Origin of the sequence: Streptomyces canarius (assembly GCF_014650735.1) — a bacterium.
In the GTDB taxonomy this organism is placed as follows: domain Bacteria; phylum Actinomycetota; class Actinomycetes; order Streptomycetales; family Streptomycetaceae; genus Streptomyces; species Streptomyces olivaceoviridis.
Genome location: NZ_BMVN01000008.1, coordinates 297,186 through 311,563 on the forward strand (window position 1 = coordinate 297,186; position 14,378 = coordinate 311,563).

A 14,378-nucleotide genomic window follows, 5' to 3' on the forward strand; every position below is an offset into this window, starting at 1 on the left:
CCACTTACGGTACTTGGGTTCCTGTCACTTTAACAAGAAGGGGGATGCGGAGGCCGCTCGTGCTGTAAGGCGGAGGGCGCTCGGAGCGGTCACGTCGTCGTGGAATCACCGCGCACCCGGTACGCGCGTCCGGTGCGGGCTGATCAGGAGCAGGGCGACGTCGTCGCTGCGCGGCGCGGTGTGCTCGGCGCCGGTGACGAGGGTGTCGGCCAGGGCGTCCACGGGCTGGTTCCGCGCGTGGGCGAGCCGGCCGGCGAGAGCCCTGATCGCGTCCTCGATGTCGGTGCCGGGGGCCTCGACGAGCCCGTCGGTGTACAGGACGAGCACGGCACCGGGGAGCAGCGGGACGTTCGCCGTCGGGTAGTCGGCGGCGGGGTCGATGCCGAGCAGGAGCCCGGGAGGCAGCTCGACGATCTCGGTGTGGCCGTCCGGATGGCGCAGGATCGGCGGGGGATGCCCGGCGGTGGCCAGGCAGGCGCTGTGCCGGGCGAGGTCGAGGTCGGCGTAGAGGCAGCTGGTGAACAGGCCGGCGTCGAGATCGGTGAGCAGGCGGTTGGTGCGGGCGAGGACCTCGCCGGGGGGCGCGCCGGCGGAGGCGTGGACGGCGGTGCGGACCTGCCCCATCAGGGTGGCGGCCTGGACGTTGTGCCCCTGGACGTCTCCGATGGTCGCGGCGGCGGTTGTCTCGTCGAGGCGGATGAGGTCGTAGAAGTCCCCGCCGACGTCCATGCCGTAGCTGGTGGGAAGGTAGCGGGCGGCCACGTCCAGGCCGGGGACGCGGGGCAGGGTGCGGGGCAGCAGGCCGGCCTGGAGGTCGTGGGCGAGCTGCTGGGTGGCGTCGTAGAGACGGGCGCGGTCCAGCGCCTGGGCGATCAGCCCGGCGGTCGAGGTGAGGACGGAGCGCTCCTCGGCGGGGAAGGCGCGCGGCCGGTCGTAGGCGAGGACCAGTGAGCCGACGGGGCGTCCGGAGGTGATCAGCGGCAGGAACGCCCAGGCCGCCATGTCGTCCTGGTGGACGGCGGGAGGGTAGGCCGCCTTGAGGTCGTCGAAGGTGCCGAAGAAGCTCGGAATCCCTGTCGTCAGGACGTGGACCGCCGGGGTGTCGGACGTGAGGGGAGCCGCGTCGAAGCGGTGCATGAGCGCGGCGGAGTAGCCGTGGTAGCCGATGATCCGCAGTCTGCCCTCCTCCGCGGCCATCAGAGCGAGGGCCTGGGCGCCGAAGGCGGGCAGGATCTGGTCGGCGACCCTTTCGACGACGTCCTGGACGCCGACCGCTTCGGTGAGCGTGGCGGCCAGGTGCATCAGGTGGTAGAGCACCGTGGCCCGGCCGGGTTCCGCCGCGGGCGCGGGGTGCAGCAGGTGCGGAGGGGGTACGGCGTCGGCCGAGGACGTGGGGACGATGCGCACGCTGATGCCGGACGCGTCCGGGTACAGGTGGAACGACAGCCACTGGTCGGGGGGCCGCCGGGCGGTGAAGGACGTCGGCCGGCGGCTCAGCACGGCGGCCCGGTAGCGGTCTTCGGCGACCGGGTTGTCCAGCCACGCGAGCGCCTCCCAGGGCCGGGCACCCAGCAGTTCGGGAATGCCGGCACCGAGCAGCTCCGCCGCGGCGGTGGTGAGGAAGGTGATCCGGCCGTCCGGGTCGAGGGCGCAGCAGCCGCTGGGAAGGCGCTCGGCGAAGTCGGCCGCGGCCTGGGCTTCGGCCGGTCCGGCGGCGCGGTTCCGCGGCGGGGACAGGATCCGCGGCTCGGGCCCGGCCAGGACGCGACCGCTGTCGGCAGCCTGCCGCAGGATCGGGCCCAGGCGGCGGCAGGCGTCGTCGATCACCGCACGCTCCTGTGCGCTCAGCGTGGCGGGGTGCGCGCTGGACCAGTGCAGCACCAGACCGCCCCATGTCCGGGCGCCGGTGCTGATCGGCGCGGCGACCAGGGCGAACGGATGCGGCAGGACCAGCGCCAGCTGCGGGTAGCGGCGCGCCAGCTCCTCCTGGCTGCCGATCCACACCAGGCCGCCCTGCCGCACGGCGTCGCTCACCGGGCTCGCGGCCGGCAGCGGAACGCGTGCCCAGGGCGTGGCGATCCGCCGGGAGATCCCGCTCAGCACCGCGAGCTGGAGCATCTGCCCGTCGGGGGACAGGACGTAGACCCCGCCGGCGTAGGCACCGGTCTCCCGTGCGCAGTGGCCCAGGACGGAGTCCACGGCGTCCGGCCCGAAGCCGTGGGAGCGAGGGTCGGTGACCGTGTCGGACACGCTTCACCCTCCTGTACGGGGGCACCGGCGGTGACCAGAGGGCGGCTCCGGCGGCGCGACACCGCGCCGGCCGGACCAGACGGCACTCATATACGGACCATACGTCCGGCGGGCGGTCACGGCAGCGCGCTGTCCCCACGGGCCGGTCAGCCTCTCCGGCCGGGCGGCGGGCACCGAGGCCGACGTCACCGCACCGTGCTGACGACGGGGGCACGTCGCCGCGTTCGTGGAGGCGGTGGGCACCGTCACAGGGGGCGTGGTCGGCGACGAGAACGGGGGCCGCCTCGATCGGATGGCTTCTTGGTTTTCGGGGACTGCTTCGCGCGGGTCGATCCGGCGGTAGCGTGATCGTCATGACGGCTGAGGGTGAGGCGCTGGCCGGCGGGATGGCGAACGCGGGGGCGGTCTTCCGCCGGGGTGCGTTGGTCGAGCGCCCGGCGCCGCGCAACGCGCACGCTCTGCATGCCTGTCTCCTCGCGCTGAGGGAGCACGGCTTCGACGGCGCGCCGGTCCCTGTCGGCCTCACCGCGGATGGCCGTGAGCAGCTGACCTTCGTCCCCGGCGACGTGGCCCTGCCGCCGTTCCCGGACTGGGCGATGACGAGGGCCGCCCTCGCATCGGTGGGGAGCCTGCTGCGGCGCCTGCACGAGTCCGGCGCGGCCGTCGCGGTCGACAGCAGTGCCGAGTGGCCCCGGGACCTGGCCGACCCGGAGGGGGGAACGACGCTGTGCCACAACGATGTGTGCCCGGAGAACGTCGTCTTCCGCGACGGTCGTGCCGCCGCCCTGATCGATTTCGACTTGGCGGCCCCGGGCCGCCCCCTGTGGGACATCGCCATGGCCGCCCGCTACTGGGTGCCCATGCTGGATCCCGGATCCGCCGCCGCTCTCCACCCCCGTGGGCTGGACGCGCCCGCGCGGCTGCGGATTCTCGCCGACGGCTACGGCCTCCCGGGGCAGGAGCGCGCCGCGTTGCCCGGCGTCATCGAGCAGGCCACGGAGGTGTGCCGGGCCTTCGTCGCCCGCCGCGTGGCCGACGGTGACCCCGTCTACCTCCAGGCGTTGGCCGAGCGTGGTGGATGGGACCGCTGGGACCGCGTGCAGAACTGGCTGGTGGACCACCGCGAGACGTTCACGGCTGCCCTGCTGAACTGACCGGCCCGTCACCCGTCGACCGTGTCCGCCCTCGTCGACCGGACGGGTGCGTACGGTCGGTACGGCGGCCCGCGCGCCCGAGTCCGCCGGCACCCGGTGCGCGGCCCCCGGACCGTTCGGGACCCGGTGTCCACGGGCGGCGGCCTCACTGCTCACCCGGCTGCCGGCGGCGCCGGGGACCGCGATGGTCAGGCGCGGGCCGGCCGGCGTCGATCCCCCCGTCTCCTCGGTCCTCGCCGGTGGGTCAGTGCGCGTCCAGCGCGGGCAGCCCCGGCTCGGCGGGGGCCGTCGTACCGGCCAGGAGGCGCAGGGCCGCGTCGGACGGGGTGCCGGGTGCGGCCGTGTAGGCGATGAGGCGCTGTCCCGCGGGGCCCGGGAGGCACAGGTTCTCGAAGCTCAGCTCCAGCGTGCCGACCGCCGGGTGGCGCAGGGACTTGCTCCCCGAGGCGCAGGTGCGGACCGGGTGTCGGGCCCAGAGGGCGGTGAACTCGTCGCTCCGGATGGACAGATGGCCGATCAGCTCGGCCAGTGCGCGGTCGTCCGGGTGCCGGCCGGCGACCAGGCGCAGGGAGGCGACCGCGAGGTGGGCCTCCTCCTTCCAGTCGGCGTACAGGGCCCGGTAGCGCTCGTCCAGGAACAGCATCCGGATGAGGTTGGGGCGGGCGGTGGGGGTGTCCGGGGCGTCCCCCGGCAGGTGCGGGGCGAGCAGGGCGTGGCCCAGCCGGTTCCAGGCCAGGACGTCGTTGCGCCGGTCCAGGACGAGCGCCGGTACGTCGGTCATGGCGGCGAGCAGCTGACGGGCCGACGGGGTCGCGTGCTCGGCACGGGGTGCGGCCGGGCGGCGCCGGGCGGCGGGGCGGGCCAGGTCCCTGAGGTGGGCGGTCTCGTCCTCGGTGAGGCGCAGGGTGCGGGCGACGGCGTCCAGCACGGAGTCGGAGACGCCGGTCGCGCGGCCCTGTTCGAGGCGGGTGTAGTGGGTGATGCTGACGCCCGCGAGCAGGGCCAGTTCCTCGCGGCGCAGCCCGGCGACCCGGCGGCGGGCCGGCGCGGTCGCGAGGCCGACGTCCTCCGGCCGCAGCGCGGCACGGCGGGACTTGAGGAAGGCTCCCAGCTCGGACGACGCGTCCATGTTGGCCTCCGGGGGATGGGGCGGGTGCCCGCGCGGCTGCGGGGCGTGCGCCTCCGGGTGTACGGCGGTCGTCGTCCATCCTGCCCGGCGGGCGGCGCGAACGGGATGCCCGAGGGTGGTCACGCGATGACCACCCTCGCGGCGGCCGGTCGCAGGGGGGTGCTGGCTGGGGCGGGCGGCACGGACGAGTCTTCTGCCCGGCGGCTCCGTCGAAACACCGGCGGCTCCGCCGACACAGCAACCCCGGCGAACACCGGCGACTCCACCGAACACAGCAACCCCGGCGAACACCAGCCGGCCACTCCAGCGAAACACCGGCACCTCCGCCGACCCCCCGCAATGTCGCCGCACACCGCAAACCCACGTCCCGCATGAACGCCTCCGTCACCAGAGGGGACCGTCTCGTCATGTCCGTCACCGTCACCCACCAGCCGCCCGGCGCCTCCGCCGTCCTCACCCCCCGGCTCCGCCTGGTGCTGGTGCTGCTGCTCGCGGCCCAGTTCATGCTGGCCGTGGACTTCTCCATCCTGAACGTGGCCCTGCCGGTGATCGGCGCCGGTCTCGGCTTCCGGCTCGCCCATCTCCATTGGATCGGCACGGCGTTCGCCCTCTGCGCGGCCGGGTTCACCCTGCTGTTCGGGCGGGTCGCCGATCTCTTCGGCCGGCGTCGGCTGTTCCTGGCCGGTCTCGTCGTCCTCGGCGCGGCCTCGCTGGCGGGCGGACTGGCGCGGAGCCCCGAGGTGCTCATCGTGGCCCGGGTGTTCCAGGGGCTGGCCACCGCCGCGGTGACCCCGGCCGGTCTGTCCCTGCTGACGACGTCCTTCCCGGAGGGCCCGCTGCGGGAGAAGGCGCTCGGGCTCAACGGGGCGCTGATGTCGGCCGGTTTCACCACCGGGGCGGTCCTCGGCGGTCTGCTGACCGACCTGCTGTCCTGGCGCTGGGCGTTCTTCGTCAACGTACCGGTGGCCCTCGCCGTGCTCCTGGTCGCGCCCGCCGTCATCGCCGAGTCCCGGCCCGAGGAGCGTCCGAAGCTGGATGTGCCGGGTGCCGTCACGGTGACGCTCGGGCTGCTGGCCGTCGTCCTCGGTCTGACGCAGGCGGGTGAGCACGGCTGGGGCGCGCCGGCCGCACTGCTGCCGCTCGCGGCCGGGGTGGTGCTGCTGGGTGTGTTCGGGGCGGTGGAACGCCGGGTGTCCGCGCCGCTGGTGCCGCCGCACGTGCTGGGCAGGCGGTCGGTGGCGTGGGGGAACGTCGCCGGTCTGATCGCGTTCCTGACCGAGACGTCCCTGGTGTTCCTGCTGACCCTGTACCTCCAGGAGGTGCTCGGCTTCTCGCCCTTGGCCGCCGGGCTGTCGTTCGGCGTGCTGGGCGCGGGGACCGTCGTCGGCGGTGCCCTCGCCCCGCGGCTGATCGGCGGGCTCGGCGCCACCCGGGTGCTGCTGGCCGGCGGCCTCGGCCAGGCCCTCTGCACGGCGGCCCTGCTCGGGCTCGGCACCGGCCGTTCCTCGCTGTGGCTGCTGTCGGCCGCGACCTTCGCGGGCGGTGTGGGCAACATGCTGGTCATCGTCGGTTTCATGGTGACCGCCACCTCGGGTCTCGCCGACCGGGAGCAGGGGCTGGCCACCGGGCTCGCGACGATGACCCAGCAGGTCGGGATCACCATGGGTACGCCGGTGATGAGCGCCGTCGCCACCGCCGCCATGAGCGGTACGGGCGCCCTCGCGGTCCTCGGCGGCCTGAAGACGGCGATCGCGCTGAACGCGGCCCTCGTGCTCCTGGGCACCGTCACGAGCGCGCTGTTCCTGCGGGACAGGGCACGCTGACACCCGGTCGACCGGCCCGGCCGAACGGTTCCGGCCGCTCAGTCCAGGTGCAGCCGGCCGGGAGGGCGTTGCCGAGGACGGGCAGGGGGCTCGCACCCACGTCCGCCGCACGGCCGGCCGGCGGACGTCAGCAGTACGGCGGCTGGTTGGTGAGCGACGTCGCCACCCGCATCCACACCCCGAACTGCCGGTACAGCGCGGGCAGTTCACCGGTCGCCCGGACCGTCCTGGGGTCCTCGGCCGTCACCCCGGGGATGCCGAGCAGGGTGGCGGCGACCGAGGCGGACTGCCAGCGGACGGTCAGGGTGGCCTCGGCGGCGGAGGGTGCGGGGCGGGGCGGGTCCTGGGACAGTGCCCGGGCGACCGCCTCCTCGATGGCCTCCCGCGCCTCCGCCTGAGGCCGCAGCTCGGCCGCGAACCGGTCGCGTGCGTACTTCACCGGGACGGTGACGACCGACGCGTCCCACTCCGTCATCTCCGCGCACGCCGCGTCGTCACCCGTGAGGGCCACCACGGGCACCCCGAGGGCCGCGGCCGTGGCGTGGGCCAGGCCGATCTCGCCGACCGGGCGGCCGTCCAGCCACATGTCCTCGATCTCGTGGCCCATGAAGCTGTGGCTGAGCACGCCCGGCGCACCGGCCCGGGAGTGGTAGCCGACGCACAGCGCGGCGTCGTACTCCCCGGTCAGCCCTTCCAGCATGCCGAGCTGCTTGGGCCTGCCGCGCACCAGGCGGGCCGCCGGGTGCAGCGCCTCGGGGAGCAGGTTGCGCATCGGTCCGTGGGCGTCGTTGACCAGGATGCCGGTCGCGCCGGCCGTCAGCGCGCCCCGTACGGCGGCGTTCACGTCCTCGGCCATCAGGGCGCGGCCCCGCTCGTAGTCCCGGCCGCCGGGCTGGACGTCGTCGGCGTCGACGAGCCCGGTGATGCCTTCCATGTCCACGCTGATGTAGATCCGCACGGCGTCGAGCCTAACCGACCCTACGTATTGTAGGTTCCCAAGCGCCGACGGCCGCCGGGCTGTGCACACGTCTGTTCAACGGGGGACCCATGCAGGACATCACGGAAGCGGAGCCCGGCACGGAGGTCTGCGTGCGCAGTCTCGCGCCGACGCTGACCGTGCTGATCGTCAGCCTGGTGATCGCCGCCGTCGGCGTGTACGAGCTGTGCGGCTTCGGGCTGCACAGCCTGGACCGGCGCCCGCACCTGTTCAGCGACGGCCTCGCGACCGGCGGGGTGATCGTCGCCACGGTGGCCGCCGGGGCGGCGGTGGGCAATCTGGCCTGGCTGCTGACGGCGGCCCGGCGCGGAGGCGGCGACTGAGGGAGGCCGGGGGGAGGCTGTGCGCCGGCTGTGCGGATTCCCGTCCGCCCGTTACCCTACAAGCTGTAGGGTCTGCGGTGCCCCGTCCCCGTCCCCAAGGGTGACCAGTCGCCATGCCCGCACCACAGACGACGTCCGAACAGCGGACGACCACCGCACGACAGCCGTCCCCGCCCCCGGAGCGGATCCCCGCTCCCCGCCGCGCCGTCCGCGTCCTCTCCCCCCGCCTCCTCCGCATCGGCGGCGACCACCGGCTGCGCGGCCGCGCCGCCACGGCCACCGTCTGGTACCTGCGCCTGCTGGCCGTGCTGAACCTGGCGGCGGTCGTGTCCCTCCCCTTCCGCGAAGAGGTGCACGAACACAACGCGGGCGAGTACTTCACCCCGTACCTGGCCACCGCCGGCCTGGTCTCGGCGGCCCTCGCCCTGTTCCTCGCGGTGGTGATGCGCCGTCGCAAACGAGCCGCCTGGCTCTTCAACCTCCTCCTCGCCGGCCCCCTCCTCGGCCTCTACGCCGTCGCCCTCACCCGCGCCCCCTACCGCGAGCACGCCTTCAACTGGGTCTCCACCGCCCTCACCGGCCTGTTCGTCGCCGCCCTGCTGCTCGGGCGCCGCGAGTTCGACGCCATCGGCGACCGCTCCAACCCTCGCCTGGCCCTCGCCACGGGCATCGGCGGCACCCTCGTCGGCGGCGGCCTCGGCACGCTCCTGGTCCACACGACGAACAAGGTCACCGGCGCCGGCCTCAGGGACGAGATCGCCTACACCCTGCTGCGCGGCATCAGCGTCGGCCCGCTCGCCGAGCACGTCACCGCCGTCCAGGCCCCCCGCTGGGTGGACGTCGTCGTCAACATCCTGATGGCCGTGGTGTTCCTCGCGGTCCTCTACGCCTGCTTCCGCGCCCCGCGCGGCGCCTGTCTGCTCGCGGAGGAGGACGAGCACAGGCTGCGCGACCTGCTGGAGCGGCACGGCGAGCGCGACTCCCTCGGCTACTTCGCCCTGCGCCGCGACAAGGCCGTCATCTTCTCCCCCAGCGGCAAGGCGGCCATCGCCTACCGTGTCGTCGGCGGGGTCAGCCTCGCCTCCGGCGACCCGCTCGGCGACCCCGAGGCCTGGCCCGGCGCGATCGACGCCTGGCTCGCCGAGGCCCGTCGGCACGCCTGGACCCCGGCCGTGATGGGCGCGAGCGAGGAGGCGGGCACCGTCTACGCCCGGCACGGCCTGGACGCGCTGGAACTCGGCGACGAGGCGATCGTGGACCTCGCCGACTTCACCCTCGAAGGCCGGGCCATGCGCGTGGTCCGCCAGGCCCACAACCGGGTCCGCCGGGCCGGCTGTACGGTCCGCGTCCGCCGCCACGAGGACATCCCGGCCGAGGAGATGGCCGTCCTCGTGGACCGCGCCGACCACTGGCGGGACGGCGCCACCGAACGCGGCTTCTCCATGGCCCTCGGCCGCCTCGGCGACCCGGCCGACGGCCGCTGCGTGATGCTGGAGTGCCGGGACGCGGACGGCGAACCCCGCGCCCTGCTCAGCTTCGTGCCCTGGGGCGAGCGCGGCCTCTCCCTGGACCTGATGCGCCGCGACCGCGCCTGCGAGAACGGCCTGATGGAGTACATGGTCGTCGAACTGCTCCTCCAGGCGAAGGAGCTGGGGATCGACCGGGTCTCGCTCAACTTCGCGATGTTCCGCTCGGTCTTCGAACGCGGCGCCCGCCTCGGCGCGGGCCCGGTGCTGCGCCTGTGGCGCTCGACCCTCACCTTCTTCTCCCGCTGGTGGCAGATCGAGTCCCTCTACCGGGCCAACGCCAAGTACCGGCCGGTGTGGGAGCCCCGCTTCCTGCTCTTCGCCAAGAGCAGCGACATCCCGAGGATCGGCCTGGCGAGCGCCCGTGCCGAGGGCTTCCTCACCCTGCCGGGCCGCTCGTAGCCGAACCCTGCCGGGCCGCTCATGGCCGACCGGGCCCGAGGGCGGGCGGGCGCACGGAGTGGGCGGCGTCACCGGGCGAGTAGGAGTCCGTGCCGCCGCCCGTCCATCCGGGGTCGTAGGCGCAGGGCGCGGTGGTGCCGCCGATGAAGTACTGCTGGTCCGGGTCCCAGGTGAAGGACATCCGCTCGTCCCCGCCGTCCCGCCGCACGTACAGCGACCAGTCCCTGCCCTTCCCGCCCTCGCGGTACGAGGAGACCTCCCAGCCGTCGTCCTCCAGCCGCTGGTGCAGCCGGCGCAGGCCGGGGACGGCCTGGCTCGCGGACACGTGGTCCACCGCCCACGAGTGGGACATCCGGTAGGCGCCGTCGACGGTCTTGTCCTCCAGCCCCAGCGGCCCTCCGTCGTAGCAGTAGCCGGCGTCCACCGTGTTCTCCGTGCTGACGCCGACGCGCTCGACCCCCGGCGGCACCGTCCGCGTGAACCCCAGGACGTCGTACGCCTCCCGCGAGTGTCCGAAGACACGGTCGGCCATCTCCTCGGGCGCGACCCGGGGAAGGTCCGTCGCGTCCTCCGCGTTCCAGGTGAGCTGGACGAGCAGAGCGACCACGGCGACGAACAGCAGCCCGGCGCAGCCCAGACAGCCGAGGCCGAGCGAACGGACCCCGGACCCGGCGGTGCCGGCGGCGGTGGCGGTGGCGGTCGGTGCGGTCTCCTCAGGCATACGGCGACGCTACGGCGGCCGGCCCGGCGGGCGGATGGGCGTACCTACCCGCCCCGGGATGGGTACGCGTACTCAACCGCCGGCAGCGGCCCGGAACGGCACCCCACGCATCCCCACCCGCTCGTACGCGGCGACGGCCGCCGCGTCGGCCGCGTCATCCATCAACGCGGCCCCTCCGCCGGCCGCTCCACCCCCCACGCCCGGCCGGGGCCGCTCCCCGTCTCCGTCCGGAGGAACGGCGGCCCCCGGCCCGCATCCCCAGTACCTCGCGCACCCCCGCGTCGATCTGCTCGGCCCGCCGAACGGCCGGTACCCGGGCCGGCCTCCGCGAGCACGGCCCGAACGAGCGGTACCGCGTCCCGCGCCGCCCCGGAAACCGCGGTCCGGTCCCGGCCGGAGGGCCACGGCCGTGGCCGGACCGCACCGGAAGACCCGGGCCCGTGCGCCCCACCGGCCCCCGCCTGCGCGGCCCGCGCCCCCTGCCCGTCGTCCACCGGCGCCCCGCCCCCTCAGGTGTCCTCCACCGGTCCGCGCCCGTCAGGTACCGCTGCCGCCGCCCGGGACGATCCCGCCGCCCACCGTGAAGCCGATGACCGCTCCTCCGCCCTCCCGGCGGAAGGCGAACGGTGCCCCGCCGTGGGCCATGGCGACCTCGCGGACGATGGACAGGCCGAGGCCGGAGCCGGGCAGGGAGCGGGCGTCGGCGGCACGGTAGAAGCGGTCGAAGATGCGGACGAGGTCGCCCTCGGCGATCCCCGGCCCCCGGTCCCGCACCTCCACCCGGACCGTCCCCGGCCGCGCCGGCCCCATGATGCCGATCTCGATCGGCGCCTTGCCGTCCCGGTCGAACTTGGCCGCGTTCTCGACCAGGTTGGAGATGGCCCGCTGGAGCATCCCGGGCCGCCCGTCGGTCGTCGTGTCACCGCTCGTGTGCAGCACGATCTCCCGCCCGGTACGGCGCCGGGCCAGCCCCACGACGTCCTCGGCGAGGTCGGCGAGGTCCACCCGCTGGGGCGGCTCGCTGTCGGACTGCCCGGCGGCGAGGTCGACCAGCTCGTTGACCAGGTCGGTCAGTTCCCGGGCCTCCTGGGAGAGGTCGGCGACCAGGTCCTCCCGGGTGGCGGGCGGGAGTTCGTCGATCCGCCGCAGCAGCGAGATGTTCGTACGGAGGGAGGTCAGCGGCGTGCGGAGTTCATGGCCCGCGTCCTGCACCAGCCTGCGCTGGTCCTCCTCCGACTGCGCGAGCCGCCCCAGCATCCGGTCGAAGGCGCGGCCCAGACGCCCCACCTCGTCCAGCCCGGCCACCGGCACCTGGATGCCCAGCTGCCGGGTGCGGGCGACGTCCTCGGCGGCCGACGTCAGGATCACCAGGCGCCGGGTGATCCGCCGGGCCAGCCACCAGCCGAACAGTCCGGCCGCCACCACGACCGCCGCCATCAGGATCAGCGTCCGCTGCTGGAGCGCCCGCAGCAGATCCTCGGTGTCGCTGAACTCCTGCGCGACCTGGACGGCCCCCCGCCCGTTGCCGAGCGAGACGGTGGCGATGCGGAACAGGTCCGCGTCCACCCGCACGTCCTTGTGCTCGACCACCTCCCCGGCCGTCCGCGCGAGGGCCATGGCCCGGTCCCGGGAGGTGACCGGCAGCACCGGGCTGCCGTGGTCGATGATCTGCCCCTGCGCGCCGAGCACCTGGACGTCGGTGCGGGCGGGACGGACCAGGTCGTGCCCCGGCCGGGAGGAGGAGAAGTCCTCCGGACCCATCGTGTGCTGCCGCACCTCGCCCCGGACGTCCTGCACGACCTGCGTGAACACCGACTGCTGGTCCACCCGGACGAGCCGCGCGGCGGAGTTGTACGACATGATGCCGACGAGGATCGTGACCGCGGCCGTGACGGCCGCGAAGGAGACCGCGAAGGTGGTGCGCAGGGAGACCAGCTTCGGCCGGGGCCGGTCCGGCAGCCACCGGCGGCCCACCTAGTCCTCCCGCAGCACGTAACCCACGCCCCGCACGGTGTGGATCAGCTGGGGGGCGCCGGGCTCGTCCAGCTTGCGGCGCAGATAGCCGACGTAGACGGCGAGGTTCTTGGAGCCGGGGCCGAAGTCGTAGCCCCAGATGCGGTCGTAGATCGTGGAGTGGTCGAGCACGATGCCGGCGTTGCGCGCCAGCAGTTCCAGCAGCTCGAACTCGGTACGGGTCAGTTCCAGCTCGCGCTCGCCGCGCCAGGCCCGGCGGGCCTGGAGGTCCATGCGCAGGCCGGCCGCCTCCACCTGCCGGTCGGAGGACACCGGTGCCTCACGGACCGGGCCCTCCGCGCCCCCGCCGGGGACGGGCACCGGGCTGGTACGGCGCAGCAGCGCGCGCAGCCGGGCGAAGACCTCCTCGACGTCGAACGGCTTGACCACGTAGTCGTCGGCGCCGGCGTCCAGACCCGCGATGCGGTCGGCGGTCTCCACGAGGGCGGTGAGCATGAGGATGGGCGTGCGGTCCCCCTCGGCGCGCAGCACCCGGCACACCTGGAGCCCGTCGATGCCCGGCATCATCACGTCGAGGACGAGCACGTCCGGCGGGTTGCGGTGCGCCTGCGCCAGCGCTTCCACGCCGTCGGCGACCGCCGTCACCTCGTACCCCTCCAGCGTCAGGGCACGCTCCAGGGCATGACGGATGGCACGGTCGTCTTCGGCGAGCAGCACAGTCTGGGGCACATCCCCAGTCTGCCAAGGCCGCCGGTGGTTCGGCCGGGCCCGCTGGACCTACGATCACCCTTTTTACCGGCCTCTCACCGTCACAGGGGCAACCGACGAACCCCCCGGCCCACTCGGCCGGCCGAGTCGGCACCCACCCGGGACGGCGACCTCTCGGCCGGCCGAGCCGGGTGGGTGGGCGAAGTCAGCGCTGGAGCGCCGCGAGCTGTTCGGCGAAGGGCACAACGGCCTCCTCCCCCCGCCGCGGAGCCAACGGCATCAGCGCGGCCAGTTCCGCCGCGGCCCGGTCGGTCCGTTCGGCGAGTCCTTCGGCGCCCCAGTCCTCGGAGGCGGCGTAGACCCCGGTGGGGACGACGACGGCGTGCAGGTAGGCGAACAGGGGCCGCAGGGCGTGTTCCAGCACCAGCGAGTGCCGGCCGGTCCCTCCGGTGGCGCCGATCAGGACCGGCTTGCCCGTCAGCGCGTCCTTGTCCAGCACGTCGAAGAAGGACTTGAACAGCCCGCTGTAGGAGGCGCTGAACACCGGGGTGACCACGATGAGGCCGTCGGCGCGCGTCACCGCGTCCTGCGCGGCGGCGAGCGCCTTGCCGGCGAACCCGTTGGTGAAGTTGTGCGCGATCTCCACGGCGAGGTCGCGCAGCTCGACCACCTCGATGTCCACCGGCGTCGCGCGGTTGACCGCGGCGGCGAGCCGGTCGGCGAGCAGCCGGGTGGAGGAGGGCACACTCAGCCCCGCCGACACCACGACCACCTTCATACGCTCGGTCATACGCTGCTCTCCTCCTTCTTCTGCGCGTCCTGCGTGTTCTTCGCGTCCTGCGTGTTCTGGGTGTTCTGGGCGGCGAGCAGCGACTGGTGGGTCGGTGCCTCGGGCACGTTTGCGCCGCGTCCCTTGGCGAACTCCTCGCGCAGTACCGGCACGACCTCCTCGCCGAGGATGTCGAGCTGTTCCAGCACGGTCTTCAGCGGCAGGCCGGCGTGGTCCATCAGGAACAGCTGGCGCTGGTAGTCGCCGGCGTACTCGCGGAACGACAGCGTCTTGTCGATCACCTGCTGCGGCGAGCCCACCGTCAGCGGGGTCTGCTCGCTGAAGTCCTCCAGCGACGGCCCGTGGCCGTAGACGGGGGCGTTGTCGAAGTAGGGGCGGAACTCGCGCACCGCGTCCTGCGAGTTCTTCCGCATGAACACCTGCCCGCCCAGTCCGACGATGGCCTGCTCGGGCGTGCCGTGCCCGTAGTGGGCGTAGCGGCTGCGGTAGAACTCCACCATCCGCTTGGTGTGGTCCGCGGGCCAGAAGATGTTGTTGTGGAAGAAGCCGTCGCCGTAGTACGCGGCCTGCTCGGCGATCTC

General features: G+C 74.1%; 12 protein-coding genes. 4 read left to right on the top strand and 8 right to left on the bottom strand.

Features of this window, described 5'->3' with window-relative positions; translation table 11 throughout:
* Positions 1–105 precede the first annotated feature (105 nt).
* Positions 106–2,250 carry a SpoIIE family protein phosphatase gene (locus IE294_RS15075; protein WP_189886140.1) on the bottom strand — a complete coding sequence of 715 codons (2,145 nt, stop codon included), beginning with the start codon at positions 2,248–2,250 and terminating at the stop codon, positions 106–108.
* Positions 2,251–2,603: 353 nt separating this feature from the next.
* Between IE294_RS15075 and IE294_RS15080 the strand changes: the two genes are divergently transcribed.
* A complete protein-coding gene (locus IE294_RS15080; protein ID WP_189886142.1) occupies positions 2,604–3,404 on the top strand; it encodes an aminoglycoside phosphotransferase family protein in 801 nt (266 codons plus the stop codon).
* Positions 3,405–3,648: 244 nt separating this feature from the next.
* Here the strand turns inward: IE294_RS15080 and IE294_RS15085 are convergent, their stop codons facing one another.
* Positions 3,649–4,533 (bottom strand): helix-turn-helix transcriptional regulator, encoded by an 885-nt coding sequence (locus tag IE294_RS15085; RefSeq protein ID WP_189886190.1) that lies wholly within the window; start codon positions 4,531–4,533, stop codon positions 3,649–3,651.
* 407 nt (positions 4,534–4,940) lie between these two features.
* Between IE294_RS15085 and IE294_RS15090 the strand changes: the two genes are divergently transcribed.
* On the top strand, positions 4,941–6,356 hold the full coding sequence (locus tag IE294_RS15090) for an MFS transporter (RefSeq protein WP_189886144.1): 1,416 nt from the start codon (positions 4,941–4,943) through the stop codon (positions 6,354–6,356).
* A 127-nt stretch (positions 6,357–6,483) separates the two neighbouring features.
* Here the strand turns inward: IE294_RS15090 and IE294_RS15095 are convergent, their stop codons facing one another.
* Positions 6,484–7,314: a M55 family metallopeptidase gene (locus tag IE294_RS15095; RefSeq protein ID WP_189886146.1), complete on the bottom strand. Its 831-nt coding sequence runs from the start codon at positions 7,312–7,314 to the stop codon at positions 6,484–6,486.
* Between the two features lie 89 nt (positions 7,315–7,403).
* Here IE294_RS15095 and IE294_RS15100 point away from each other — a divergent pair, with 89 nt between their 5' ends.
* On the top strand, positions 7,404–7,676 hold the full coding sequence (locus tag IE294_RS15100; protein ID WP_189886148.1) for a hypothetical protein: 273 nt from the start codon (positions 7,404–7,406) through the stop codon (positions 7,674–7,676).
* Between the two features lie 113 nt (positions 7,677–7,789).
* Positions 7,790–9,604, top strand: a complete 1,815-nt coding sequence (locus tag IE294_RS15105; protein ID WP_189886151.1) for a phosphatidylglycerol lysyltransferase domain-containing protein — start codon at positions 7,790–7,792, stop codon at positions 9,602–9,604.
* A 19-nt stretch (positions 9,605–9,623) separates the two neighbouring features.
* Here the strand turns inward: IE294_RS15105 and IE294_RS15110 are convergent, their stop codons facing one another.
* The 5 genes from IE294_RS15110 to IE294_RS15130 all read right to left on the bottom strand — a co-directional run.
* The gene (locus tag IE294_RS15110; protein ID WP_189886153.1) at positions 9,624–10,325 is read right to left on the bottom strand and encodes a hypothetical protein; all 702 of its coding nucleotides are present in this window, start codon (positions 10,323–10,325) and stop codon (positions 9,624–9,626) included.
* Positions 10,326–10,862: 537 nt separating this feature from the next.
* Positions 10,863–12,299, bottom strand: coding sequence for a sensor histidine kinase (locus IE294_RS15115; protein ID WP_189886155.1), 1,437 nt, complete (start codon positions 12,297–12,299; stop codon positions 10,863–10,865).
* Positions 12,300–13,028 carry a response regulator transcription factor gene (locus IE294_RS15120; protein ID WP_189886157.1) on the bottom strand — a complete coding sequence of 243 codons (729 nt, stop codon included), beginning with the start codon at positions 13,026–13,028 and terminating at the stop codon, positions 12,300–12,302.
* A 184-nt stretch (positions 13,029–13,212) separates the two neighbouring features.
* Positions 13,213–13,797, bottom strand: a complete 585-nt coding sequence (locus IE294_RS15125) for an FMN reductase (RefSeq protein WP_373315821.1) — start codon at positions 13,795–13,797, stop codon at positions 13,213–13,215.
* A partial coding sequence (locus IE294_RS15130) for an LLM class flavin-dependent oxidoreductase (protein WP_189886159.1) occupies positions 13,794–14,378 on the bottom strand: 585 nt, incomplete at its 5' end. The genes IE294_RS15125 and IE294_RS15130, both read right to left, overlap by 4 nt.

What these genes read in the sequence shown, in the direction of transcription:
- IE294_RS15080 (WP_189886142.1), top strand. Translation starts at nt 2,604, where the DNA reads ATGACGGCTGAGGGTGAGGCGCTGGCCGGCGGGATGGCGAACGCGGGG.
- IE294_RS15085 (WP_189886190.1), bottom strand. Translation starts at nt 4,533, where the DNA reads ATGGACGCGTCGTCCGAGCTGGGAGCCTTCCTCAAGTCCCGCCGTGCC.
- IE294_RS15090 (WP_189886144.1), top strand. Translation starts at nt 4,941, where the DNA reads ATGTCCGTCACCGTCACCCACCAGCCGCCCGGCGCCTCCGCCGTCCTC.
- IE294_RS15100 (WP_189886148.1), top strand. Translation starts at nt 7,404, where the DNA reads ATGCAGGACATCACGGAAGCGGAGCCCGGCACGGAGGTCTGCGTGCGC.
- IE294_RS15105 (WP_189886151.1), top strand. Translation starts at nt 7,790, where the DNA reads ATGCCCGCACCACAGACGACGTCCGAACAGCGGACGACCACCGCACGA.
- IE294_RS15110 (WP_189886153.1), bottom strand. Translation starts at nt 10,325, where the DNA reads ATGCCTGAGGAGACCGCACCGACCGCCACCGCCACCGCCGCCGGCACC.
- IE294_RS15125 (WP_373315821.1), bottom strand. Translation starts at nt 13,797, where the DNA reads ATGACCGAGCGTATGAAGGTGGTCGTGGTGTCGGCGGGGCTGAGTGTG.